The organism is Caballeronia sp. LjRoot34 (genome assembly GCF_964253815.1).
Classification (GTDB): domain Bacteria; phylum Pseudomonadota; class Gammaproteobacteria; order Burkholderiales; family Burkholderiaceae; genus Caballeronia.
The window spans coordinates 1455495-1478062 of sequence record NZ_CAXUSB020000001.1 but is presented as its reverse complement, the minus strand read 5'-3'; the positions used below and the strand labels follow the sequence as shown (position 1 = coordinate 1478062).

Below are 22568 nucleotides of genomic sequence, written 5' to 3'. Positions count from 1 at the left end.
CGGTACCGCTCCCGATCAGTTCGAACTACTAGCTGGATTGGCCGACAGGCTCGCCTGATTCGCGGCCAGCGCCTTCAGCACCTGATCAGTGATATCGATGCGCGGACTGACGTACACCGCTTCCTGCACGATCAGGTCGTAGTGCTGCGCCTCGGCAATCTGCTTGATGACCTTGTTGGCCCTGTCCAGCACGGCAGCAAGCTCTTCGTTGCGGCGCTGGTTCAGGTCTTCGCGAAATTCGCGCTGTTTGCGCTGGAAGTCCTGGTCGAGCTGCGACAAATCGCGTTGCTTGGAGGCACGGTCGGCAGGCGCCATGGCGGCGCCGTTCTTGTCCATTGCGTCCGACATGGTCTTCAGCCGCGCCGCCATGTCCTGCAACGCCTTGTCCCGCTTCGAAAACTCTTGTTCGAGCTTCGTCTGCGCCGCCTTGGCCGCTGCTGACTCACGCAAGATGCGATCGGAGTTGACGGCTGCAATCCGGGTCTCCTGCGCCTCTGCCTTGGCGGCACCCATCAGGCCGAGCGTCACCGACATAACAAGCGCCAACGCTACATGTTTCGAAAGCTTACCGGTTCGCAAAGTCTTCCTCACGTTACTTATTTACACCACTGACTGATGATGCCACCCAATCAGGTCACAGAATCAGATCACTAAGTCAGATCACTAAGCCAAGCCTCTGCGTCAGGTGTCCCGGTGCCGCGACAAGAACGGAAAACCGGACCACCGACACATCCCGATCGCGGTTTAGAACGCCGTACCGATCTGGAACTGGAACTTCTGATACTGGTCGCCGGCATGCTTCGTCACAGGGAAGCCCAAGCTCAACTTGAGCGGGCCAATTGGCGAAATCCACGCCAGACCGAAACCGTAACCATACCGCAGGCCGTTCGCACCCGTGCTGGTGCCGCCCTGACCCGGATCGCCCCAGACGTTACCGCCGTCAAGGAAGGTGAAGACGCGCAGCGTGCGGTCATAACCCGTACCCGGCAACGGGAAGGTCAGCTCGATGTTACCCACCGCCATGCGCGAACCACCGATCGGGTCTCCCGTGGTCGTGTCACGCGGACCCAGTGAGCTCGGTTCATAACCGCGAACCGAGCCGATACCGCCAGCATAGTAGTTCTTGAAAATCGGGTACGTCTGGCCGTCCAGGCCCTTACCGTAGCCGCCCTGCAAGTTCAGGCCGAGCACGAAGCCGCGCGCGAACGAGTAGTAATACTGAACCTGGGCGTCTGCCTTGATGTAGGTGGTGTTACCCGCCGGCGTACCGTATTCGAAGTTCGTCTGCGTGTAATACCCGCGGCTCGGGACCAATGCGCTATCACGATTGTCACGCGACCAGCCAACCGTCACCGGCACGTTGTTCACTACGCGGCCGAACTCGTTGACGTAGTCCTTGTAGCTCTGCGGCGTGTTGGCATCGACGTCGAGCGTGTTCTGCTCGAGGCCCGCGCCGAAGTACACCGTGTCCTGCTCCGAGAACGGAATGCCGAACTTCAGGTCACCACCGATGGTAACGATCTTGAAGCTCGAATCGGTCGAGTAATACAGCGGCTGATACGTGCGGTAGTACAGGTCGGTAATACGCTTGATGCCGTCGATGGTGAAATACGGATCGACTTGCGTCACCGTCAACGTCCGGTACGTCTTGGCCGTGTTGACATTGACCGAAAGGCTGGTACCCGAACCGAACACGTTGTCCTGCGACACGCCCGCTGACAGCACCACCTTGTCCGTCGACGAAAAACCCGCACCGAGCGTAATCGCGCCGGTCGGCTTTTCCGTGACTTTCACGTCCACGTCCACCTGGTCGTTCGTCCCTTCGACCGGAACCGTGGTCACATCGACATCGGTAAAGTACCCGAGACGATTCACGCGATCCTTCGACAGCGCCAGCCGGCTCGAATCGAACCATGAGCTTTCGAGCTGACGCATTTCCCGGCGCACGACTTCGTCACGTGTACGCGTATTGCCGGCGATGTTCACGCGCCGCACATACACGCGGCGACTCGGATCCACATTCAGCGTCAGGTCGACGGAGTGATCGGCTTGATTGATCTGCGGCTGTGCGTTGACCTGCGCGAACGCGTAGCCATATTCGCCGAGCTTGTCGACGATGGACTTCGTGGTCGCCTGCAGCTTCTCGGCCGAGAAACGGTCACCCGGTTTGATCTTGATGAGCTTGGTCAGCTCCGCCTCGCGGTCAAGCAGATTGCCCGAAAGCTTGATCGCGCTGATCTTGTACGGCTCGCCTTCGTGCAGCGCGATCGTCAGGTACATGTCCTTCTTGTCGGGCGAGATGGACACCTGCGTCGAGTCGATGTTGAACTCGAGATAACCGCGATTCAGGTAGTACGAGCGCACGTTTTCAAGGTCGCCCGAGAGCTTGTCCTTCGCGTACAGGTCGTTCTTCGTGTACCACGAGAACCAGTTCGGCGTGGACAACTGCATCTCGTCGCGCAGCGTGCTCGTGCTGACCGCCTTGTTGCCGATGAAGTTGATCTGGCGGATCTTCGCGCTCGGACCTTCCGCCACCGAGAACAGGATCTGCACGCGGTTGCGGTCGACCGGCGTCACGGTAGTCGTGACTTCGGCAGCATAGAACCCGCGCGTCAGATACTGACGCTTGAGTTCCTGTTCTGCCTTGTCGACGAGCGCCTTGTCGTACGAGCGCCCTTGCGACAAGCCTACCGCGCGCAACGCCTTCGCCAGGTTGTCCTTTTCGAACTCGTGGATCCCGGAGAAATCGATTTGCGAAATGGCCGGACGTTCCTGCACCTGCACCACCACCACGTTGCCCTGTGTGGCGATCTGGACGTCATTGAAGAAGCCCGTTGCATAAAGCGCGCGAATTGCCTCGGAGGCTTTGTCGTCGGTGAACGTGTCGCCCTGCTTGATAGGCAAATAGGCGAATACCGAACCGGGTTCAATGCGCTGCAGGCCATCAATCCGGATGTCCTGCACGACAAACGGCGTTGTCGCGTGCGCCGCCATTCCGGTTGCGGCCAATGCTGCGGCCACAGCCGACTTAGGAACAAAGCGATGAGGTTTGAACAACGTGCTTCCCCAGTGTGTATAGCTGCATCGAGCCGGACGGCGTTCGTTCAAGCGCCGCCAGACAAGATGAAAAAGGATCAAGGTTACGGCCAAGCCAGATCAAAAGCGGATCAGGCGGGCAAGGTCATTAAAGAGCGCGATCATCGACAAGGCGACGATGCAAACAAGACCCGCCCGCTGCAAAACCAACTGCCAGCGATCTGACACGGCTTTGCCGGTTGCGGCTTCAACCAAATAATATAACAGATGCCCACCGTCAAGAACCGGAATCGGTAACAAGTTCAACACGCCGAGGCTGATACTCACGAGCGCGAGGAACGATAGAAACGCCGACAATCCAAGCCGCGCGCTCTTGCCGGCGTAATCAGCGATCGTCACCGGCCCAGAAAGATTTTTCAGCGACGCTTCGCCCGTGATCATCCGCCCGAACATGCGCAGCGAATAAATGCTGATGTCCCAGGTCCGCCTGACGCCCAACTGCAGGCTTTCGACCGGCCCGTAACGCACGTCCACCGCCGGAATCCGGGTCGCGAGCGACGCGCCGATCCGGCCGACATCGCGATGCGTGGCAGCGTCCTGCTTGAGCTCCGGCACGATCTGCACGGCGCGCTGCGCACCGTTGCGCTCGATTGTCAGCGAAACCGGCGTACCCGGACGATGCTGCACATAGTCGATAAAACCCATCGCGTTATCGATCTTTTTACCGTCGATAGCGCGCAACACGTCACCCGCCTGCAAGCCCGCTTTCGCCGCCGCGCTGCCCGCTTCCACGCCGGCCACCGCCAGCGTGCCGCCACCCGGCTCGAAGCCGAGTTTATCCATGAAATCCTGGTCGACGTCCTGATCGTCGATCTTGCCCACGCTCACCGGGAAATCGAACGTGCCCTCGTTCGTCTTGGCCGTCAGCACCACAGGGCGGTGATCGAACGAAGCATCGAGCAGTTTCCAGCGCAGATCGGACCACGAGCGCACCTTGTGCGTCTCGCCACTCGCGTCGCTGCTGCCCTGCACATCGCGCATTGAAACGATCGTCTCGCCGCCCTCGAAGCCCGCCTTGGCGGCGACGGTGTTAGGCGCGGGCGTCGCAAGAATCGCCGCCGGCTCAGACACACCCCCGGCAAACACGCCGGCGAACAACAAAATGGCGAGAATGAAGTTCGCCACCGGACCCGCTGCAACAATCGCGATCCGCTTGAACACCGGTTGACGATTGAATGCGCGCGGCAAATCGGCTTCGGGAATGCTCGCTTCCGCTTCCCGTTCGTCGAGCATCTTCACGTAGCCGCCCAGCGGCAGCGCGGAGATCGTCCACTCGGTGCCGGTGCTCTTGCTGACCCACTTCACGAGCGGCTTGCCGAATCCGACCGAAAATCGCAGGACCTTCACGCCGCACAGTCGCGCGACGCTGTAATGGCCGAATTCGTGGACGACGACCAGCACGCCGATAGCCACCACAAACGCAACGATTTCAATCAGGAAGTTCATGGCGACCTCAGTGCAGGACGCGTTCGGCGTGCGGCGCGTCGGCTGTCAGCAAAGCGGCGAACTCGCCTGCCAGGCGACGCGCTTCGGCATCGGCGGCGAGCACTTCATCGAGCGTGGAGGCACTGCCGTTCGGCAACGCATCCAGCACGCGCTCGACCACTTCCCCGATCGCCATGAAGCCGATACGGCGAGCAAGGAACGCCTCCACCGCGACCTCGTTGGCCGCGTTGAGCGCCGCGCTCGCGGTGCCGCCGGCTTCCAGCGCCTTCAGCGCGAGCGCGAGGCAAGGGAAACGTTTCAGGTCAGGCTTCTCGAAGGTGAGCGACGCAATTTGTGCGAGATCAAGTTGAGCGACACCTGAATCCACACGTTTCGGAAACGCCAGCGCATAGGCGATCGGCGTGCGCATGTCGGGGTTGCCGAGTTGCGCGAGTACCGAACCGTCCGCGTATGAAACGAGCGAATGAATCACGCTTTGTGGATGGATCAGCACTTCGATGCGCGATCCCGGCACGTTGAAAAGCCAATGCGCCTCGATCACTTCGAGACCCTTGTTCATCATCGTGGCGGAATCGACGGAAATCTTGCGGCCCATCGCCCAGTTCGGATGCTTGCAGGCTTCGTCGGGCGTGACGTGGCGCAGCGTTGACGGCTCGCGGGTGCGGAACGGGCCGCCGGATGCCGTCAAAATAATCTTCGATACCCCGCCGTGCAACGCTATTTCACGCGGCATGCACTGGAACACCGCGTTGTGCTCGCTATCGACCGGGAGGAGCACCGCGCCGTTGTCGTGCACCGCGTCGATGAAAATCTTGCCCGACATGACCAGCGCTTCCTTGTTGGCCAGCAGGATGCGCTTGCCCGCACGGGCGGCAGCCAACGTGGGCGCGAGCCCCGCAGCTCCCACGATAGCAGCCACCACCGTGTCGCAGCCGGCGCTCGCCGAGGCGTCTACAAGCGCTTGCGGGCCATAGCTCACCTCGGTCTTGCAGCCTTGGGCGCGCAGTGCGGCGGCGACCTTCGCGGCGGTATCGGCGTCACCGACCACCGCTACTTCCGGCTGGAACCGCACACATTGATCGACGAGCTTGTCGCCGTTGCGATGCGCGCTCAGCGCGTAGACCTTGAAACGGTCCGGGTGCCGCGCCACGACGTCGAGCGTGCTTTCGCCGATCGAGCCCGTGGAGCCGAGCAGAGTCAGACGTTTTTGCATAAATCCTTCTTTAGCCGATTAGCCGATTGACTGGGCAACAGGACCGAGCAACAGGAGTGCGATCGGCAATACAGGCAACAATGCGTCGATCCGGTCAAGGACGCCACCGTGCCCGGGCAGCAATCCGCTCGAATCCTTGACGCCCGCCTGGCGTTTCAGCAGAGACTCGAACAGGTCGCCAATTACGCTGAATACGGTCAGCACCGTCAACGAGAGGAGCGCCCCGGCCCAGCCGAGATGCGCCACCAGCGCCGAAAAAAGTGTCGGCGCAAAAACCAGCGTGGCCGCGCCCGCCGAACCGACGATCATCACCGCCAGCCAGCCACCCAACGCGCCTTCGCGGGTTTTGCCGGGGCTGATGGACGGTGCAAGTTTATGCCGGCCGAACGCTTTTCCGGCGAAGTATGCGCCAATGTCGGCCAGCCATACGACTAGGAGAAGCGATAGCACGAACGCCACCCCGACCGTACGGGCCGTAACCAGCGCGTGCCAGCAGGCCACGAACGTCACAATGCCGGCGAACAGCAGGAACACGCGCCACGCGCCGTCGGCAAGAGCGGGCTTGCGCGCAAGCGCGAACGGGCCGGCCAGCACCCAGAATATGGCCGCCATCTGATACAGCGGTTTGTAACCCAGCCCGAGTCGCGTACTGGCGATCAGCGCCATGCCGGCAATCACCGCGTACACCACCGGCGACCCGCCGGTCAGCTTGAGCAGCCGCCCCCATTCCCAGGCAGCGAAGATGACCACAACCGCGATCAATGCCGCGAAAACGCCCACCGGCGCGAACAACGTGATTGGCAGAAGCACTGCCAGCAGGACGATTGCCGTGATGACACGGGTCTTTAGCATGAAAGGGTGTCGGCCTTCTGCGATTGCGGTTCGAGTTGCGCACTGGTCCGCCCGAACCGCCGTTCGCGCTCAGCATACGATTCGATCGCGCGAGCCAGTGCTTCGGCGTCGAAATCGGGCCAGTAGGTATCGGTGAAATAGAGTTCTGTGTACGCCATCTGCCACAGCAGGAAATTGCTGATGCGCTGCTCCCCGCCCGTCCGGATGAACAGGTCCGGCTCCGGCGCATAGGCCATGGCCAGGTGCTGCTCGAACGCCGCTTCGTCGACCGGAACAACGCGGCCTTCCAGAACCGACTGCTCCGCCAGCTTTTTCGCCGCCTGCATGACGTCCCAGCGGCCGCCGTAATTTGCCGCGATGGTCAGTGTCAGGCGCGTATTGCGCGCCGTCTTGGTTTCGGCGCGCTGGATCAGCGCACGGATGCGCTCGTCGAACATGGAGGTGTCGCCGACCACGCGCAAACGGATGCCGTTCGCGTGCAGCTTGCCGACTTCCCGCTCCAGCGCCGTCACGAACAGGCGCATGAGGAACGAGACTTCGTCAGTCGGACGACGCCAGTTTTCGGAACTGAAAGCGAACAGCGTCACGAATTCGACGCCCTGGCGCGCACAGCTTTCGACCGTTGCCCGCACGGCGTCCACGCCGCGCGTGTGGCCGGCCACGCGCGGCAGGCGCCGCTGCGTCGCCCAACGGCCGTTGCCGTCCATGATGATCGCGATATGACGCGGGACAGCCGCGACATCGGGTACGCGAACGGTAGAGCTGGTATAGGTCATGGCCGCTGAATCTAAGTATCGACAGAGTGACGCGCCGGCACGACGCAAGAGACCGGAAACGGCCTCAAACCGTCATGATTTCGGCTTCTTTCGACACAACCAGCTTGTCGATTTCCGCGACGTTTTTATCGGTGAGCTTCTGGACGTCATCGCTTGCACGACGTTCGTCGTCCTCGGAGATTTCCTTGTCCTTCACGAGTTTCTTGAGTTGCTCGTTGGCGTCGCGACGCAGATTGCGCACGGCAATCTTGGCGTTTTCGCCTTCGCTTTTTACAACCTTCACGAGCTCGCGGCGGCGTTCTTCGGTCAGCGCGGGCATTGGGACGCGAATCTGATCGCCCTGGTTGGAGGGGTTCAGGCCCAGATCCGAATCGCGAATCGCCTTTTCCACCACCGGCACCATCTTCTTTTCCCACGCCTGCACGCCAATTGTCCGGGCGTCGATCAGCGTCATGTTCGCTACTTGCGAAATGGGTACGCTCGAGCCGTAGTAATCCACCTGGATATGGTCCAGCAAGCCCGTGTGGGCGCGGCCCGTACGGATCTTTGCGAGATCGTTCTTGAACGCTTCGATCGATTTTTGCATCTTCTGATCGACGCTCTTCCTAATGTCAGCCAAACTCATGTGAGCCTCCGTACTTTTATTGCATGCAGTGCTGGCGGTGGCGGCGCGGTTCCTTGGGAGCACGCCCGCCCTCGTCCTTTTGTCACCGCGAGAGTTTACACGTGGACGAGCGTACCTTCGTCGTCGCCTTGAACGATGCGCTTGAGCGCGCCCGGCTTATTGATCGCAAACACGCGAATAGGCAGCTTCTGGTCGCGGCACAGCGCAAACGCCGTCGCGTCCATGACCTGCAGATTCTTGCCTATCGCTTCGTCGAAACTGATCGTGCTGTAGCGGGTAGCGGTCGGGTCTTTCTTGGGATCGGCGGAATATACACCGTCCACTTTCGTCGCTTTCAACACGACTTCCGCGCCAATCTCCGAACCGCGCAGTGCAGCGGCCGTATCGGTGGTGAAAAACGGGTTGCCCGTACCCGCCGCGAAAATGACCACTTTGCCTTCTTCGAGCTGGCGAATGGCGCGCGGGCGGATGTATGGCTCGACCACCTGGTCCATGCGCAGCGCGGATTGCACGCGCGCCTCGATACCGGCGTGGCGCATGGCGTCCTGCAACGCGAGCGCGTTCATCATGGTCGCGAGCATGCCCATGTAGTCGGCCGTTGCACGGTCCATGCCGGCCGCACCGCCCGCCACGCCGCGAAAAATATTACCGCCGCCGATAACAACCGCGAGTTGCGTACCCATGCGCACCACTTCCGCAACGTCTGCCACCATCCTTTCGATTGTCGCGCGATTGATGCCAAAGGCATCGTCGCCCATTAGTGCTTCGCCGGAGAGTTTGAGGAGTACGCGTTTGTAGGCTGTGGGCATATGAGGGTTCCGATCGCGCCGAGAGGGAGTGCAACAACGTAGAACTGTAGGGGTGAAACGATATTTCCGGCAAGCATCCCATATTGGACAAGCCGCGGCGGCGCAACGGATTCACCCGGGGGTTAACCTGAATCAACCCCGGTTTGCCCGTCCAGCGCGGTCTTGACCGCCATGAGGGCGCGAGACGGACGTTCCGCGTTGGGGAACGCCCGTCTCACATTTAGCTGCATTTAGCTGCTTTTCACTGCATTTTTGACTCGGAGGCCAGTGTGTCTGCGTCGAGCGGCCCGGTTGAACGGGCCGGCTGATGCTGCGCCGACTGCTATCCGCGACTGCTGTATCTAGCCAGCTGCGCAGTCCTGACCGCCGTTTGACGCTTTAGCCTTGCTTGGCGGCGGCAACTTGTGCGGCCACTTCGGCAGCGAAGTCATCCGACCGCTTTTCGATGCCTTCGCCGACCACGAACAGCGCAAACTTCTGCACCGACGCGCCTGCCGCCTTCAACATCTGTTCGATCGTCTGCTTGTCGTTCTTAACGAACGTCTGGTTCAGCAACGAAACTTCCTTCAGGTACTTCTGGACGCTGCCGTCGACCATCTTGGCGACGATCTCAGCCGGCTTGCCCGATTCCGCGGCCTTTTGCTCGGCGATGCTGCGTTCCTTCGCGATCAGTTCCGCCGGAACGTCGTCCGACGACAGCGAAACCGGCTTCATTGCAGCGATGTGCATGGCAACGTCCTTGCCGACCTGCTCGTCCGCGCCCGCGAACTCGACCAGCACGCCGATGCGCGTACCGTGGAGATACGAAGCCAGCTTGTTGGCGGATTCAAAACGCACGAAACGGCGAATCGACACGTTTTCACCAATCTTGCCGACCAGCGCGAGACGCACGGCGTCGACCGTCGAGCTTTCCAGCGGCAGCGCGCCGAGGGCGGCGACATCGGCCGGGTTGCTCTTTGCCACGATCTCGGCGACGGTTTTGCCGAATGCCAGGAAGTCGTCGTTCTTGCCGACGAAGTCCGTTTCGCAATTCAGTTCGACGATCGAACCCACGCCGCCGTCGATGTGCGCCGTGATGATGCCTTCAGCCGTCACCCGCGACGCAGCCTTGCTCGCCTTGTTGCCCAGCTTCACGCGCAGCAGCTCTTCAGCGCGCTCCATGTCGCCTTCGGCTTCCGTCAGCGCCTTCTTGCATTCCATCATGGGCGCGTCGGTCTTTGCGCGCAGTTCTGCCACCATGCTTGCGGTAATTGCCGCCATCATTTGCTCCTTGAGTCTGTGCCGTGCTTTCACACGTTCGCACTATTGACACGCGCCGCCGGCGAGAAATGCCCGCGGCCAGAATGGGGATGCTGCCTGATACTTCGATAACTTCGATACTTCACAGATACTTCACGACTGTTTCGCGTTCTGCTGCCCACGAATAGTGCCGTTGTCACTTTACGTTGCAGTGGCTGCCGGTTAAAAAAAGGGGGCCTTTCGCAAAGCCCCCTTTTTTGCCGAAACCATCATGTCGGCGTCTTCTGCAGAGACTTACGCTTCTGCGTTGACTTCCACGAACTCGTCGCCTTCGCCGCTGCGAACTGCCTGAACCACTTCGTTCACCGCGCTCGAACGGCCTTCCAGGATCGCGTCGGCCACGCCCTTCGTGTACAACATGACTGCCTTGCTGGCGTCGTCGTTACCCGGGATCACGTAGTCGATGCCTTCCGGCGAGTGGTTCGTATCAACCACGGCAATAACCGGAATGCCCAGCTTCTTGGCTTCGGTCACGGCAATCTTGTGGTAACCAACGTCAACCACGAAAATTGCGTCCGGAATGCCGCCCATGTCCTTCACGCCGCCAATCGACTTGATCAGCTTGGCCATTTCACGTTCAAACAGGAGCGCTTCCTTCTTGCTCATGCGTTCCGTTTCACCGGCTTCCAGCGCTGCTTCCATGTCCTTCAGGCGCTTGATCGATACTTTCAGCGTCTTGAAGTTGGTCAGCATGCCGCCGAGCCAGCGCGCGTTCACGAAAGGCATACCAGCGCGTTGCGCTTCTTCCGCCACCGTGTCACGCGATTGGCGCTTCGTGCCAACGAACAAAATCGTGCCGCGATTCGCTGCCAGCTGACGCACGTACTTCAGCGCGTCGTTGTACATCGGCAGCGTTTTTTCGAGGTTGATAATGTGAATCTTGTTGCGATGACCGAAAATGAACGGAGCCATTTTCGGGTTCCAGAAGCGAGTTTGGTGACCGAAGTGGACACCGGCTTCCAGCATTTCACGCATTGTTACTGCCATGAGAGTTCTCCGCGAGGGTTAGGTCTTAAGCCGGCTGCCGCATCGGGCGCCCCGTGTTTCTTAGCTTTTCGGGGCGCCGGACACCCTGGGTGCGCCGGCTTGCGATTCAAGTCCACTCTTCCCCGCACCTTCTCTCCATGTGTTTTTCAGAAAACATAATTTTCAGAAAAAACGCATTGAGAAGACGATTACAAAGTAGATGCAGACTTAGCCAGCGAGTATATCACGCTCAAACGGCACGACTCAAGATGCCCGTTCATCCGGATGCGGGCCCGGGCGCCGTTGCTTGCTGTCCCGCCAAGCGCCGCGGACGGGACAGCAAGCAACAAAACGTCGGCAAAACAATCGCAGAATTCATGTGCCGGCTGCTCTAAAACCGCCGCGCCGGCCCGCCCCGGGTGCGGCGAGCCCTCTAAGGTGCGATAATGATCGATTGGCGCCCGCCGCCGCTTATACGCATTCTCGATACAAGTCATGTCCATTACGCTGAAAACCGACCACGATATCGCGCAAATGCGCGTCGCCTGCCGACTTGCCAGCGAAGTGCTCGACTTCATCACGCCTCATATTGTCGCTGGCGTGACGACGGGCGAACTCGATCGGCTTTGCCACGAGTACATGCTGAAAGAACAAGGCACGGTGCCCGCGCCGCTGAATTACCAGCCGCCCGGCTATCCGCCGTACCCGAAAGCCACCTGTATCTCGGTCAACGACGTGATTTGCCACGGCATTCCCGGCGACAAGGCGCTGAAAAACGGCGACGCGCTGAATATTGACATCACCGTGATCAAGGAAGGCTATTTCGGCGATACCAGCCGGATGTTCCTGGTCGGCGAAGGATCGATCCTGGCGAAACGCCTGGTGCAAACCACGTTCGACTGCATGTGGCTCGGAATCGACCAGATCAAACCGGGCGCGCATCTCGGCGATATCGGGCACGCCATCCAGAAATATGCCGAAGCGCAAGGCTACAGCGTGGTGCGCGAGTACTGCGGCCACGGCGTGGGCCAGGTTTTTCACGAAGATCCGCAAGTGCTGCACTACGGCCGGCCCGGCACGGGCATCGAATTGCAGGCGGGCATGATCTTTACGGTCGAACCCATGATCAATGCTGGCCGCCGCGATATCCGCACCATGCCCGACCAGTGGACTGTCAAGACGCGCGACCGCAGTCTGTCCGCGCAATGGGAGCATACGGTGCTGGTTACGCCGACAGGTTATGAAGTGCTGACCGTGTCGGCGGGCACGCAAGCGCCTTCGGAATTGATCGCCGCAGCGGCTTGAAGCGGCTTGAAGTGGCTTGACCGAGAACCCGGAGCATGTGGTTCTACCGTTGACCGGCCGGGTTTTTTTGACGCTGCAGGTTGTGGCCGAGTCGTGCACGTATCGTGTTCCGGCCTATATCAACCGGAGCGAATCTCGCTATTTGGGTTGTGCTCCGCCCGTCAGGCGCTTTTCGCGCCATGAATTGTTGTCGTGAGTCGCGCCGGATCTTGAGTTGTGCCCGATCAAGCCAGAGTTATTTCGCCCGGTTTAAAGACGGCTTAAGCTTGCTGTATAGCGTGGTATAGGAAGCTTACGGCGTCTCGCCTTGGTCCGCGCCCAACAACTCGGGCTCGTGGTCAAGACTGGTCAGACAGCACCTGCGTTGCCACGCCGCATGCAGCCCATGTCCGGGGTGCGCACTGACCGCATCGCGCGTGACCTGATTTAAAACCGGCGAACCGCCTGTTCGCCACGATCAATTTTCATCCACTGACTTGACGACCCGCCTGCCCATGAGCGTACCTGCCGACGCCCCGCCCCAAGCCGATTCGTTGAAAGCCTCGTACAAGACGGCCAAGGCCGCCCTGCTCGAGCGCTTCCAAAGCGCAACCAACGTCGATGGCCTGATGCATGCCCTCGCGCGCGCCACCGACGAAGCGCTCCAAGGCGCCTGGGAGGCCTGCGCCATGCCGAAATCGGCGGCGCTGATTGCGGTCGGCGGTTACGGGCGCGGCGAACTTGCGCCCTATTCGGACGTCGATATCCTCGTCCTCCTGCCCGATGACGAAACGCCCGACCACACCGCTTCACTGGCCGCGCGTATCGAGCGGCTGATTGGCATGGCGTGGGATCTTGGCCTGGAGATCGGCAGCAGCGTGCGGTCGGTGACGCAGTGCATAGATGAAGCAAGCAACGACATCACCATCCAGACCTCGCTGCTGGAAGCGCGGCGCATCGTAGGCAACGAAACGCTGTTCGAGACCTTCGAGGGGCGATATCGGCAGACGCTCGATCCGCGTGCGTTCTTCCAGGCGAAAGTCCTGGAGATGCGCCAGCGGCACGCCAAGTATCAGGACACGCCATACAGCCTCGAGCCGAATATCAAGGAAAGCCCGGGCGGATTGCGTGACCTGCAGCTTATTTTATGGATCTCGCGCGCGGCCGGTTTCGGCAGCAGCTGGCGTGAACTGGATTCGCGCGGGCTGATTACCGAGCGCGAAGCCAGCGAACTGCGCCGCAACGAAGGTTTTCTGAAGACCCTGCGCGCGCGGTTGCATGTGATTGCGCGGCGGCGCCAGGACATCCTCGTCTTCGACTTGCAAACGGCGCTGGCCGAAAGCCTCGGCTATAAAGCGACTTCGTCCAAGCGCGCGAGCGAACAGCTCATGCGCCGCTACTACTGGGCCGCTAAAGCCGTCACGCAGCTTGCCACCATCCTGATCCAGAACGTGGAAGCGCAACTGTTTCCATCGACGAGCGGTATTACCCGCGTGCTCAACGAGCGTTTCGTCGAGAAGCAGGGCATGCTGGAAATTGCCAGCGACGACGTTTTCGAACGTGAACCCAACGCCATTCTCGAAGCGTTCCTGCTGTACGAACAAACGCGCGGCGTGAAGGGTTTATCCGCCCGAACGCTCCGGGCAATCTATAACGCACGTGACCTGATGGGCCGCGACTGGCGGCGGGACCCCGAAAACCGGCGCCTGTTCATGGAGATCCTGAAGCAGCCCGAAGGCATCACGCACGCGCTGCGGCTGATGAACCAGACAAGCGTGCTGGGGCGTTACCTACTCAACTTCCGGCGCATTGTCGGACAGATGCAGCATGACCTGTATCACGTCTATACCGTCGATCAGCACATCCTGATGGTGTTGCGCAACATCCGGCGCTTCGCGATGGCCGAACACGCGCATGAATACCCGTTCTGCAGCCAGCTGATGGGTAATTTCGAGCGCTCCTGGGTGCTGTACATCGCGGCACTTTTTCACGATATCGCCAAGGGCCGCGGCGGCGATCACTCCGTGCTCGGCATGGCGGATGCACGGCGTTTTTGTCGTGAACACGATGTTGGCGCGGACGACAGCGACCTGGTCGTTTGGCTCGTGGAACAGCATCTGACCATGAGCCAGGTCGCGCAAAAGCAGGACACGAGCGATCCGGAAGTCATCAAGCAATTTGCATCGATGGTCAAGACCGAGCGCCGGTTGACCGCGCTGTATCTGCTGACCGTCGCCGATATCCGCGGCACCAGCCCCAAGGTCTGGAACGCATGGAAAGGCAAGCTGCTCGAGGATTTGTACCGCGCCACGCGCGCCGTGCTCGGCGGCGCCGAACTGCACGCGCACTCGGAACTCAAGTCGCGCCAGGAAGACGCGCTCGCGTTGCTGCGCCTTGAAACCGTGCCCGAAAACGCGGAAAAAGTGTTGTGGGACAAGCTTGATGTCGGCTATTTCCTGCGCCACGACGCCGCCGATATCGCCTGGCAAACCCGCGTGCTTTATAAACACGTGGAGAGCGAAAAGCCGATCGTACGGGCGCGGCCTTCGCCGATTGGCGCCGCGCTTCAAGTGTTGGTGTATGTGCAGGACCGGCCCGATTTGTTCGCCGGGATCTGCGCGTATTTCGACAAAAACGGCCTGTCCGTGCTCGATGCGCGCGTCACAACGACCCGACACGGCTACGCGCTCGACAATTTTCTGGTCGCGCATCCCGACCATGACGGGCATTATCGCGACATTGCGAATCTCGTCGAACAGCAGTTGAGTACGCTGCTGACTGCTGAAGGCATCTTGCCGGAACCGTCGAAGGGACGTGTTTCCCGGCTTGTGCGCACTTTTCCGATCACGCCGCGCGTGGATTTACGTCCCGACGAACGTGGTCAGTATTACATCCTGTCCGTATCGGCTAACGACCGGCAGGGCCTCCTTTATTCGATCGCGCGGGTTCTGGCCCAGCACCGGATCGGCGTCCACGCGGCGCGGATCAATACGCTTGGCGAACGCGTGGAAGACGTGTTCCTGCTCGACGGCAAAACCCTATCCGACAACCGGACGCAGATCCAGGTCGAAACCGAACTGCTGCGCGCGATCGCAGCCTGAGAATATATGCGCGTCAAACTGACAGCGAAACACCCGCGCCCGGCATCGCCGGCACGTTCCCCCGTTCGTACCGGCAGCGCTGCCGGACGAAAAAAGCCCGCACGCGCTGAAATCGCGAGCGGCGATCGGCCAGTGCGTAGTGATAAACCGGCTGGCGGTGCACGACCGTCGGGTACGGGTGAGCGTCGCCCGTTCACGCCGCGTGGCGATGCGCCGCGTGGTCCGAGTGGTGATCGTGGGCCCCGGCCTTCGTTTGGCGATCGTGGCGCTCCGCGCGGTGATCGGCCTTCTGGTGATGGCGAACGTCGTCCGTATGCGCCCCGTGGCGATGCGCCGCGTGGTCCGAGTGGTGATCGCGGGCCCCGGCCTTCGTTTGGCGATCGTGGCGCTCAGCGTGGTGACCGCCCTTCCGGCGATGGCGAACGTCGCCCGTACGCGCCGCGTGGCGATGCTCCGCGTGGTCCGAGCAGTGATCGTGGTCCGCGTCCCTCGTTTGGCGATCGTGGCGCTCCGCGTGGTGATCGGCCCTCTGGTGATGGCGAACGTCGTCCGTTCACGCCGCGTGGTGATGCTCCCCGTGGTCCGAGTGGTGATCGTGGTCCGCGTCCGTCGTTTGGCGATCGTGGTGCTCCACGTGGTGATCGACCTTCTGGTGATGGTGAACGTCGTCCGTTCACGCCTCGTGGCGATGCTCCCCGTGGTCCGAGTAGTGATCGCGGCCCGCGTTCTTCGTTTGGTGACCGTGGCGCTCCGCGCGGTGATCGGCCTTCTGGTGATGGCGAACGTCGTCCGTTCACGCCGCGTGGCGATGCTCCGCGTGGTCCGAGTAGCGACCGCGGGCCCCGGCCTTCGTTTGGCGATCGTGGCGCTCCGCGCGGTGACCGCCCTTCCGGCGATGCTGAACGTCGTCCGTTCACACCTCGCGGCGATGCTCCGCGTGGCCCAAGCAGCGATCGCGGTCCGCGCCCGTCGTTTGGCGACCGTGGCGCTCCGCGCGGTGACCGCCCTTCCGGCGATGGCGAACGTCGCCCATACGCGCCGCGTGGTGATGCTCCACGCGGTCCAAGCAGCGATCGCGGCCCCCGTCCGTCCTTCGGCGACCGCGGTGCCCCACGTGGCGACCGCCCCTCAAGCGACAACGAACGCCGTCCGTTCAAACCCCGCGATGATTCGCGCGGCCCAGGCAGCGACCGCACGCCCCGCCCATCGTTTAATGACCGCGGTGACCGCAGCGCTCCGCGCGAGCGCAACCATTCGCACGATGGCAGCCCGCGCCCAGCCCCTACCGACCGCCAACGGCCCTCAGGCGACAGCCCTTACGTAGCACGCGACACATCCGGACGCTTCGGCGATGAGCACAAACCCGCCGCGCGCAAACCGGTATCGAAACCGTCAAAACCGCGTGACGTCGACGCTCCGCCCTCGCCCGCCCGCATCGCACGCGAAAATGAAGAAGGGCTCGTGCGCTTGTCGAAGGTGATGTCGGAACTCGGCCTGTGCTCGCGCCGCGAAGCCGATGAATGGATCGAAAAAGGCTGGGTTCTGGTCGACGGCGAAGTCATCGATACGCTCGGCACCAAGATTCGTCCCGACCAGAACGTTGAAATCGCACCCGCCGCGCACGCGGCCCAGATGCAGCAGGTCACCATTCTGATCCACAAGCCGGTTGGCTACGTGTCGGGTCAGGCGGAAGACGGCTATCAGCCGGCTGTCACGCTGGTCAATCCGTCCAACCATTGGGCCGACGACCAGTCCGGCATCCGCTTCACGCCGCTGCATTTGCGCACGCTTGCACCGGCAGGCCGTCTGGATATCGATTCGACCGGCCTGCTCGTCCTGACCCAGGATGGCCGGGTGGCGAAGCAACTGATCGGCGGACATTCGGACGTCGATAAGGAATATCTCGTGCGCGTGAAATTCGGCGAGCATGAAGTCGATATCGAGCCGCATTTCCCGCCCGAAAGCCTCGCATTACTGCGCCACGGACTTTCCCTCGACGACGTGCCGCTCAAAACAGCGCAGGTCAGTTGGCAAAATGGTGAACAGTTGCGCTTTGTGTTGCGCGAAGGCAAAAAGCGCCAGATTCGCCGGATGTGCGAGCTGGTTGGGCTGGAAGTGGTTGGCCTGAAGCGGATCCGGATGGGCCACGTGACGCTCGGCGCCTTGCCGCCGGGCCAGTGGCGTTATCTGGGCGCGGACGAAGCGTTCTAAAAACAGCTTCGCTGCCTTCTCCGCGCGCTTCAAAACGTCGCGGAAAAACGACGAAATTGTTACCAATCGATGCGAACGGCACCTGCCGATCGCATCGATTTTTTTTGGCCGATTTTTTGGCTAAAGAAAATATGACACATGACCGTTAGTCAGGTACACGCGCAATTTACCGCTTCAAGTCGCGTGTGCTTGGGCGAATGCTGCGAAGTGCTACTGGAGAATTGCCATGTCCGTTGAGATCATTGTTCGCGAAACCAAAACCGGCCTCGAAATCATCAGCGGCCGACGTCGACTCGACGCGCTGCTCGCCGTGCACGACGAAGTTGTCGTGATGAGCCCGGGCGTGGGTGAAGTGGTCATCGCGCGGTTGCCGGACGGACGCTTGCAGGCATCGGCGAATCCGGAGCACATTGCATTGTTCCGCCAGCCGGCAATGGCGTCGGGACCCAAGAAAAGCTTCGCCTGAGGATGAGGCCGCCGGGCTCCGGCGGTTTTTGCTTCCTTGATGCATGAATGATCCAGCTAAACGAAACGGCCTGATCCTGTACGGCACGGCTGAGCGCGTCGCCAATTCATCATGCACCGCGAAAAGGCTGCATCTCGCCAAACCACCCCACCAAACAAAAGGGCCGCGATTCTTCGCGGCCCTTATTCCTTTCAGCGGCTGACCAGCCGGTCAACCAGCCGTTCGCCCGTCGATCGATCAATCGTCGCTTTTCGGATCGAGTCCTGGAAACAGGATCTCGGTGAAGCCGAACTTCGAGAAATCCGTGACGCGCATGGGATAAAGCTTGCCGATCAGGTGATCGCATTCGTGCTGCACGACGCGCGCGTGAAAGCCTTCGGCCAGCCGTTCGATAGGCGAGCCGTACTGATCGAACCCCTGATAGCGGATCATGGAATACCGCTGCACGGCGCCGCGCAGGCCCGGCACCGACAAACACCCTTCCCAGCCTTCCTCCATGTCATGCGAGACGGGCGTGATGATCGGGTTGATCAGCACCGTTTCCGGCACCGGTTCGGCCTCCGGATAACGCTCGTTGTGCGCAAAACCGAAGATCACGACCTGCAAATCCACACCGATCTGCGGCGCGGCCAGCCCTGCACCGTTTGCGTGGCGCATGGTGTCGAACATGTCTTCAACAAGAGCGTGCAGCTCGGGTGTATCGAAATGATCGACCGGCTCGGCGATACGCAACAAACGCGGATCGCCCATTTTGAGGATTTCGCGAATCATGGTGTTTCTCCCTCCAAAAGCTTGCGCATACCCTCTTCGTCGAGTACCGGGACGCCGAGTTCCTCAGCCTTCACAAGCTTGCTGCCGGCCTCCGCCCCCGCCACCACGTAATCCGTTTTCTTCGATACCGATCCCGCCACTTTCGCGCCCGCCGCCTCCAGCATCTCCTTCGCGTCTTCGCGCGACAGAGTAGGCAGCGTGCCGGTGAGCACGACCGTCTTGCCGGCCAGAACGCCCTGCGGCGCCTTCGGCGCGGGCGGGCCTTCGGGCCAGGTCACCTTGCCCGGCGCGCGCAATTGCTCGATCACCATCTGGTTATGCGGTTCGCTGAAAAAATTGTGCAGCGACTCGGCCACGACCGGGCCGACATCGTTCACTTCCAGCAATTCCTCGACGCTTGCCGCCATGATCGGATCGAGCGAGCCGAAATGCTTGGCCAGATCCTTCGCCGTCGACTCCCCGACGTGACGAATACCGAGCGCGTACAGAAAACGCGGCAAGGTGGTCTGCTTCGCCTTTTCGAGAGAATCGTACAGATTCTGGGCGGATTTATCGGCGAAACGGTCGAGCGCGACGAGCGTTGCCACACCGAGATTGAACAGGTCCGCGGGCGTGCGCACGATGTTCTCATCGACCAGTTGGTCGATGATCTTCTCACCCAGCCCGTCGATATCCAGCGCGCGCCGTTGCGCGAAATGCCACAACGCCTGCTTGCGTTGCGCGGGACAGATCAGGCCGCCCGTGCAGCGAGCAATGGCTTCGTCAGGAAGCCTTTCTATCTTCGATCCGCAGACCGGGCACTCGGTCGGCATCACGAACTCCCGGGCGTCGTCTGGACGCCGGTCGAGGATCGCGCCGACGACTTCGGGGATGACATCGCCGGCACGCCGCACGATCACGGTGTCTCCGATACGGATGTCCTTGCGCCGAACCTCGTCTTCGTTATGCAGCGTCGCATTCGTCACCGTCGCGCCGCCGACGAACACAGGCGTAAGACGCGCAACCGGCGTAATGGCGCCCGTACGGCCGACTTGTACGTCGATAGCCAGCAACTGCGTGAGCGCTTCCTGCGCGGGAAATTTGTGCGCGAGCGCAAAGCGCGGTGCACGTGAAACGAAACCCAGCTTGTCCTGCTCGTCGCGCAGGTTGACCTTGTAGACCACGCCGTCGATGTCGTACGGCAAACCATCGCGTTTCTCGCCGGTCTTGCGGAAGAACTCGAGCAGGCCTTCAGCGCCTTGCACCACACCGCGCTCCGCGTTGACCGGCAGGCCCATTTCCTTGTACCAGTCGAGCAGCGCCGAGTGCGACACAGGCATCTCCGCACCTTCCAGCACGCCGATGCCATAAGCGAAAAACGACAACTGGCGCTGCGCGGTCATCTTGGGATCAAGTTGCCGCAAACCGCCAGCCGCCGCATTACGCGGATTTGCAAACTCACGTTGTTCAGCTTCGCGCTGCCGCGCGTTGATCTTCTCGAAATCGCGCTTGAACATGAGCACTTCGCCGCGCACATCAAGCCGCTTCGGAATGTTCTTGCCCTTGAGTTTCAGCGGGATCGAACGGATAGTGCGGACGTTTTCGGTGACCTCTTCTCCCGTCGCACCGTCGCCGCGCGTGGCCGCCTGAACGAAGATGCCGTCGTCATAACGCAGGGAAATGGCCAGGCCGTCGAATTTCAGTTCGCACGCGTATTCAACGGGCGTGTGACCCAGCGTGTCGGCGACACGTTTATCGAACGCGATAATGTCTTCATCGGCGAAACCGTTGTTCAACGAGAGCATGGGCACGTCGTGCGTGACCGGCTGGAAACCCGTTGCGACCTGACCGCCGACGCGTTGCGTGGGCGAGTCCGGTGTGATCAATTCGGGCTGATCGGTCTCGATCTGCTGCAGTTCCTTGAACAGGACGTCGTATTCGGCGTCGGGCAGATCCGGCTGATCGAGCACGTAATACGCGTAGTTGGCGCGCTCGAGTTCCGTGCGCAGCCAGACGGCGCGCTCAGCCGGCCGCTCGGCGCTGGCGATGGGCGCGCCGTGCGCAGCGGAAGTGGCGGAAACAGCGGAGTCCGCTTTGGAATCAGCCTTGGAAGCGGCTTTCGGTTTGGCAGACATGCGGCGAGACAGGCTAGAGAGTTAGAGGAAACCGACCTGTTGATTGTCTCAGAGATCGGCTGATCGTGGCATCGACCGTGCAGTCGATGCCTGACGAAAATCGCTAACTGTCCAACGGGCGCCGCCGTAAGATTTTATTGGCTGAACAATCGCCGCGTGGCGGGGGAACCTGCCGGAATACCAGCCTGTTCGAGCTTCGCGTACAGCGTCATCAACTGCTTTTCAATAGCCAGCAGCGACGACTCCGGCAACGGCCGGCGCTGGTCGTCCACCACGCGCGCGCCGATGCGCTCGGAGAGCGACTTCGCGTAATCGCACATCAGGCGGAACGGCAGGATGTCTTCGTCGGCCACCGGTACGTCCAGCACCAGCGTGATCATCTGGCCGCCCTTATAGGTCAGGTCGTCGCGCAGGAAGTTGGTATCGCCGAAAAGCAGCATGAACACCGGGTTCTGGCGGGCATCGAGCTTGACGAAACGCGTACCGTCGCGCGACAGCAGCAAACCATCCTGCGAGGCCACCGCCTGCACGTAGTTGGCGGACCACGGCGCGCCGTCGGAGAGAATGTTGATCGACAATTGCGCGTCGCATTGAGCCGCGAACGCGTCGAGTTCGCGCGCCATGCCAACCGTTTCCAGCATGTCGGGAAATTCGGGAGAACCGTCGATCGTGTCGGCAAAACGCTGCACCCCCGTCACGAACTCCGAAAACTCCAGTTCGTTCAGCGGGCCGCCGCGATTGGCCAGTTGTGCCGCTGCGCGCAACTCTTCGTAACGCGCGCCGTTCTTGAGCAATTCCCAGGTCGTGCCGCCCTCCGGCTTGCCTTCAATATGCACGGGCTTCGCGCCCGCGCGGCGCAACTTCTGCGCGCTCGGAATCAGCTTTTCGCCCGCGATGGGGGCAAGCAAACGGATGGGCACCACGCAATCGATCCGCCGATCCACGATAGCCGGCGGCGCCGATGAAATCGTGGTCGCGGCGGGCAAGACGGGTTCGTCATCGTCGTCAAGGATGGGGGACATGGGTGACGAATCCGGCTCCTGGAAATCGCCATTCACCGAGGTCGATTCAGCCTGGATATCGACTGCGGTATCGGCCGGCGCTACCGTGGAAAGCGGCGCACCGCCGAAACTCGGCTCGACCCGCGTGTCCGCCGCCTCGCCCTCGCCCATGGCGGGTTCACGTCGCACCGGGCGTGTAGGTTCGATGAACGGCTGCTCCTCGTCGGCATCGTTGCGCGCGAGCGACTCCGCTGCTTCGTCAGGCATCGGGCGCGGCATCTTGCGGCGCACTTTGGCGCCCTGCCACGCGTTGTACACCACCACGCCGCCTACCACCACGGCTCCCGCTCCAATCAACCCGAGTGTCAACTCGTCCATGCACTCTCCGTCATACTTTCTGGTTGCGCTCTCGGCGCGCTTGGCGGCGCTATTGAAGGCATCCGGCGCTCATTTGAGCGCTTGTTGAGCTTACGCTGTGCGATCTGCGCCCCACGCGGTATCGGATTTTTGTCCGATACCGCGTGGGTCACTCCGCGCC

General features: G+C 61.3%; 16 protein-coding genes and 1 pseudogene. 4 read left to right on the top strand and 13 right to left on the bottom strand.

Features of this window, described 5'->3' with window-relative positions; genetic code table 11:
• Positions 1-15 precede the first annotated feature (15 nt).
• From ACSQ36_RS06495 to rpsB, 10 genes are all read right to left on the bottom strand, one after another.
• Complete coding sequence (locus ACSQ36_RS06495) at positions 16-534, bottom strand: OmpH family outer membrane protein (protein ID WP_213763093.1); 519 nt, start codon at positions 532-534, stop codon at positions 16-18.
• Positions 535-744: 210 nt separating this feature from the next.
• On the bottom strand, positions 745-3057 hold the full coding sequence (gene bamA, locus ACSQ36_RS06490) for an outer membrane protein assembly factor BamA (RefSeq protein WP_213763094.1): 2313 nt from the start codon (positions 3055-3057) through the stop codon (positions 745-747).
• A 99-nt stretch (positions 3058-3156) separates the two neighbouring features.
• On the bottom strand, positions 3157-4542 hold the full coding sequence (gene rseP / locus ACSQ36_RS06485; protein ID WP_213763095.1) for an RIP metalloprotease RseP: 1386 nt from the start codon (positions 4540-4542) through the stop codon (positions 3157-3159).
• Between the two features lie 7 nt (positions 4543-4549).
• Entirely contained in the window at positions 4550-5755 is a 1206-nt protein-coding gene (locus tag ACSQ36_RS06480) for a 1-deoxy-D-xylulose-5-phosphate reductoisomerase (protein WP_436181277.1), read from the bottom strand.
• Between the two features lie 18 nt (positions 5756-5773).
• Entirely contained in the window at positions 5774-6607 is an 834-nt protein-coding gene (locus ACSQ36_RS06475; protein ID WP_436181276.1) for a phosphatidate cytidylyltransferase, read from the bottom strand.
• Positions 6601-7383 (bottom strand): polyprenyl diphosphate synthase, encoded by a 783-nt coding sequence (gene uppS / locus ACSQ36_RS06470; RefSeq protein ID WP_213763101.1) that lies wholly within the window; start codon positions 7381-7383, stop codon positions 6601-6603. Before uppS ends, ACSQ36_RS06475 begins: the two co-directional genes overlap by 7 nt.
• Before the next feature lie 64 nt (positions 7384-7447).
• On the bottom strand, positions 7448-8008 hold the full coding sequence (frr, locus tag ACSQ36_RS06465; RefSeq protein WP_213763102.1) for a ribosome recycling factor: 561 nt from the start codon (positions 8006-8008) through the stop codon (positions 7448-7450).
• A gap of 95 nt (positions 8009-8103) precedes the next feature.
• Complete coding sequence (gene pyrH, locus ACSQ36_RS06460) at positions 8104-8817, bottom strand: UMP kinase (protein ID WP_158936770.1); 714 nt, start codon at positions 8815-8817, stop codon at positions 8104-8106.
• Between the two features lie 378 nt (positions 8818-9195).
• Positions 9196-10077: a translation elongation factor Ts gene (gene tsf, locus ACSQ36_RS06455; protein WP_436181275.1), complete on the bottom strand. Its 882-nt coding sequence runs from the start codon at positions 10075-10077 to the stop codon at positions 9196-9198.
• Between the two features lie 273 nt (positions 10078-10350).
• A complete protein-coding gene (gene rpsB, locus ACSQ36_RS06450) occupies positions 10351-11103 on the bottom strand; it encodes a 30S ribosomal protein S2 (protein WP_213763105.1) in 753 nt (250 codons plus the stop codon).
• A gap of 474 nt (positions 11104-11577) precedes the next feature.
• On the opposite strand from rpsB, the gene map reads away from it, so the two are divergent.
• The 4 genes and pseudogenes from map to ACSQ36_RS06430 all read left to right on the top strand — a co-directional run bounded on the left by map (position 11578) and on the right by ACSQ36_RS06430 (position 18144).
• Positions 11578-12387: a type I methionyl aminopeptidase gene (gene map / locus ACSQ36_RS06445; RefSeq protein ID WP_213763106.1), complete on the top strand. Its 810-nt coding sequence runs from the start codon at positions 11578-11580 to the stop codon at positions 12385-12387.
• 494 nt (positions 12388-12881) lie between these two features.
• The gene (locus tag ACSQ36_RS06440; protein ID WP_436181274.1) at positions 12882-15467 is read left to right on the top strand and encodes a [protein-PII] uridylyltransferase; all 2586 of its coding nucleotides are present in this window, start codon (positions 12882-12884) and stop codon (positions 15465-15467) included.
• A 987-nt stretch (positions 15468-16454) separates the two neighbouring features.
• Positions 16455-17678, top strand: a pseudogene (locus ACSQ36_RS06435) (pseudouridine synthase); the annotation flags it as partial.
• A 226-nt stretch (positions 17679-17904) separates the two neighbouring features.
• A complete protein-coding gene (locus ACSQ36_RS06430) occupies positions 17905-18144 on the top strand; it encodes a hypothetical protein (RefSeq protein ID WP_213763111.1) in 240 nt (79 codons plus the stop codon).
• Between the two features lie 237 nt (positions 18145-18381).
• Here ACSQ36_RS06430 and def read toward each other — a convergent pair whose 3' ends face one another.
• From def to ACSQ36_RS06415, 3 genes are all read right to left on the bottom strand, one after another.
• On the bottom strand, positions 18382-18915 hold the full coding sequence (gene def, locus ACSQ36_RS06425; protein ID WP_213763113.1) for a peptide deformylase: 534 nt from the start codon (positions 18913-18915) through the stop codon (positions 18382-18384).
• Positions 18912-21029, bottom strand: coding sequence for an NAD-dependent DNA ligase LigA (ligA, locus tag ACSQ36_RS06420; protein ID WP_436181273.1), 2118 nt, complete (start codon positions 21027-21029; stop codon positions 18912-18914). Before ligA ends, def begins: the two co-directional genes overlap by 4 nt.
• Before the next feature lie 134 nt (positions 21030-21163).
• The gene (locus ACSQ36_RS06415; RefSeq protein WP_436181272.1) at positions 21164-22408 is read right to left on the bottom strand and encodes a cell division protein ZipA C-terminal FtsZ-binding domain-containing protein; all 1245 of its coding nucleotides are present in this window, start codon (positions 22406-22408) and stop codon (positions 21164-21166) included.
• Between the last annotated feature and the right edge of the window lie 160 nt (positions 22409-22568).

Bases quoted from the DNA above. Each gene is read 5' to 3' on its own strand.
- ligA (WP_436181273.1), bottom strand. From the start codon at position 21,029: ATGTCTGCCAAACCGAAAGCCGCTTCCAAGGCTGATTCCAAAGCGGAC.
- rpsB (WP_213763105.1), bottom strand. From the start codon at position 11,103: ATGGCAGTAACAATGCGTGAAATGCTGGAAGCCGGTGTCCACTTCGGT.
- ACSQ36_RS06475 (WP_436181276.1), bottom strand. From the start codon at position 6,607: ATGCTAAAGACCCGTGTCATCACGGCAATCGTCCTGCTGGCAGTGCTT.
- map (WP_213763106.1), top strand. From the start codon at position 11,578: ATGTCCATTACGCTGAAAACCGACCACGATATCGCGCAAATGCGCGTC.
- ACSQ36_RS06480 (WP_436181277.1), bottom strand. From the start codon at position 5,755: ATGCAAAAACGTCTGACTCTGCTCGGCTCCACGGGCTCGATCGGCGAA.
- def (WP_213763113.1), bottom strand. From the start codon at position 18,915: ATGATTCGCGAAATCCTCAAAATGGGCGATCCGCGTTTGTTGCGTATC.
- tsf (WP_436181275.1), bottom strand. From the start codon at position 10,077: ATGGCGGCAATTACCGCAAGCATGGTGGCAGAACTGCGCGCAAAGACC.
- uppS (WP_213763101.1), bottom strand. From the start codon at position 7,383: ATGACCTATACCAGCTCTACCGTTCGCGTACCCGATGTCGCGGCTGTC.
- ACSQ36_RS06440 (WP_436181274.1), top strand. From the start codon at position 12,882: ATGAGCGTACCTGCCGACGCCCCGCCCCAAGCCGATTCGTTGAAAGCC.
- frr (WP_213763102.1), bottom strand. From the start codon at position 8,008: ATGAGTTTGGCTGACATTAGGAAGAGCGTCGATCAGAAGATGCAAAAA.
- ACSQ36_RS06495 (WP_213763093.1), bottom strand. From the start codon at position 534: ATGTCGGTGACGCTCGGCCTGATGGGTGCCGCCAAGGCAGAGGCGCAG.
- ACSQ36_RS06415 (WP_436181272.1), bottom strand. From the start codon at position 22,408: ATGGACGAGTTGACACTCGGGTTGATTGGAGCGGGAGCCGTGGTGGTA.
- ACSQ36_RS06430 (WP_213763111.1), top strand. From the start codon at position 17,905: ATGTCCGTTGAGATCATTGTTCGCGAAACCAAAACCGGCCTCGAAATC.
- pyrH (WP_158936770.1), bottom strand. From the start codon at position 8,817: ATGCCCACAGCCTACAAACGCGTACTCCTCAAACTCTCCGGCGAAGCA.
- rseP (WP_213763095.1), bottom strand. From the start codon at position 4,542: ATGAACTTCCTGATTGAAATCGTTGCGTTTGTGGTGGCTATCGGCGTG.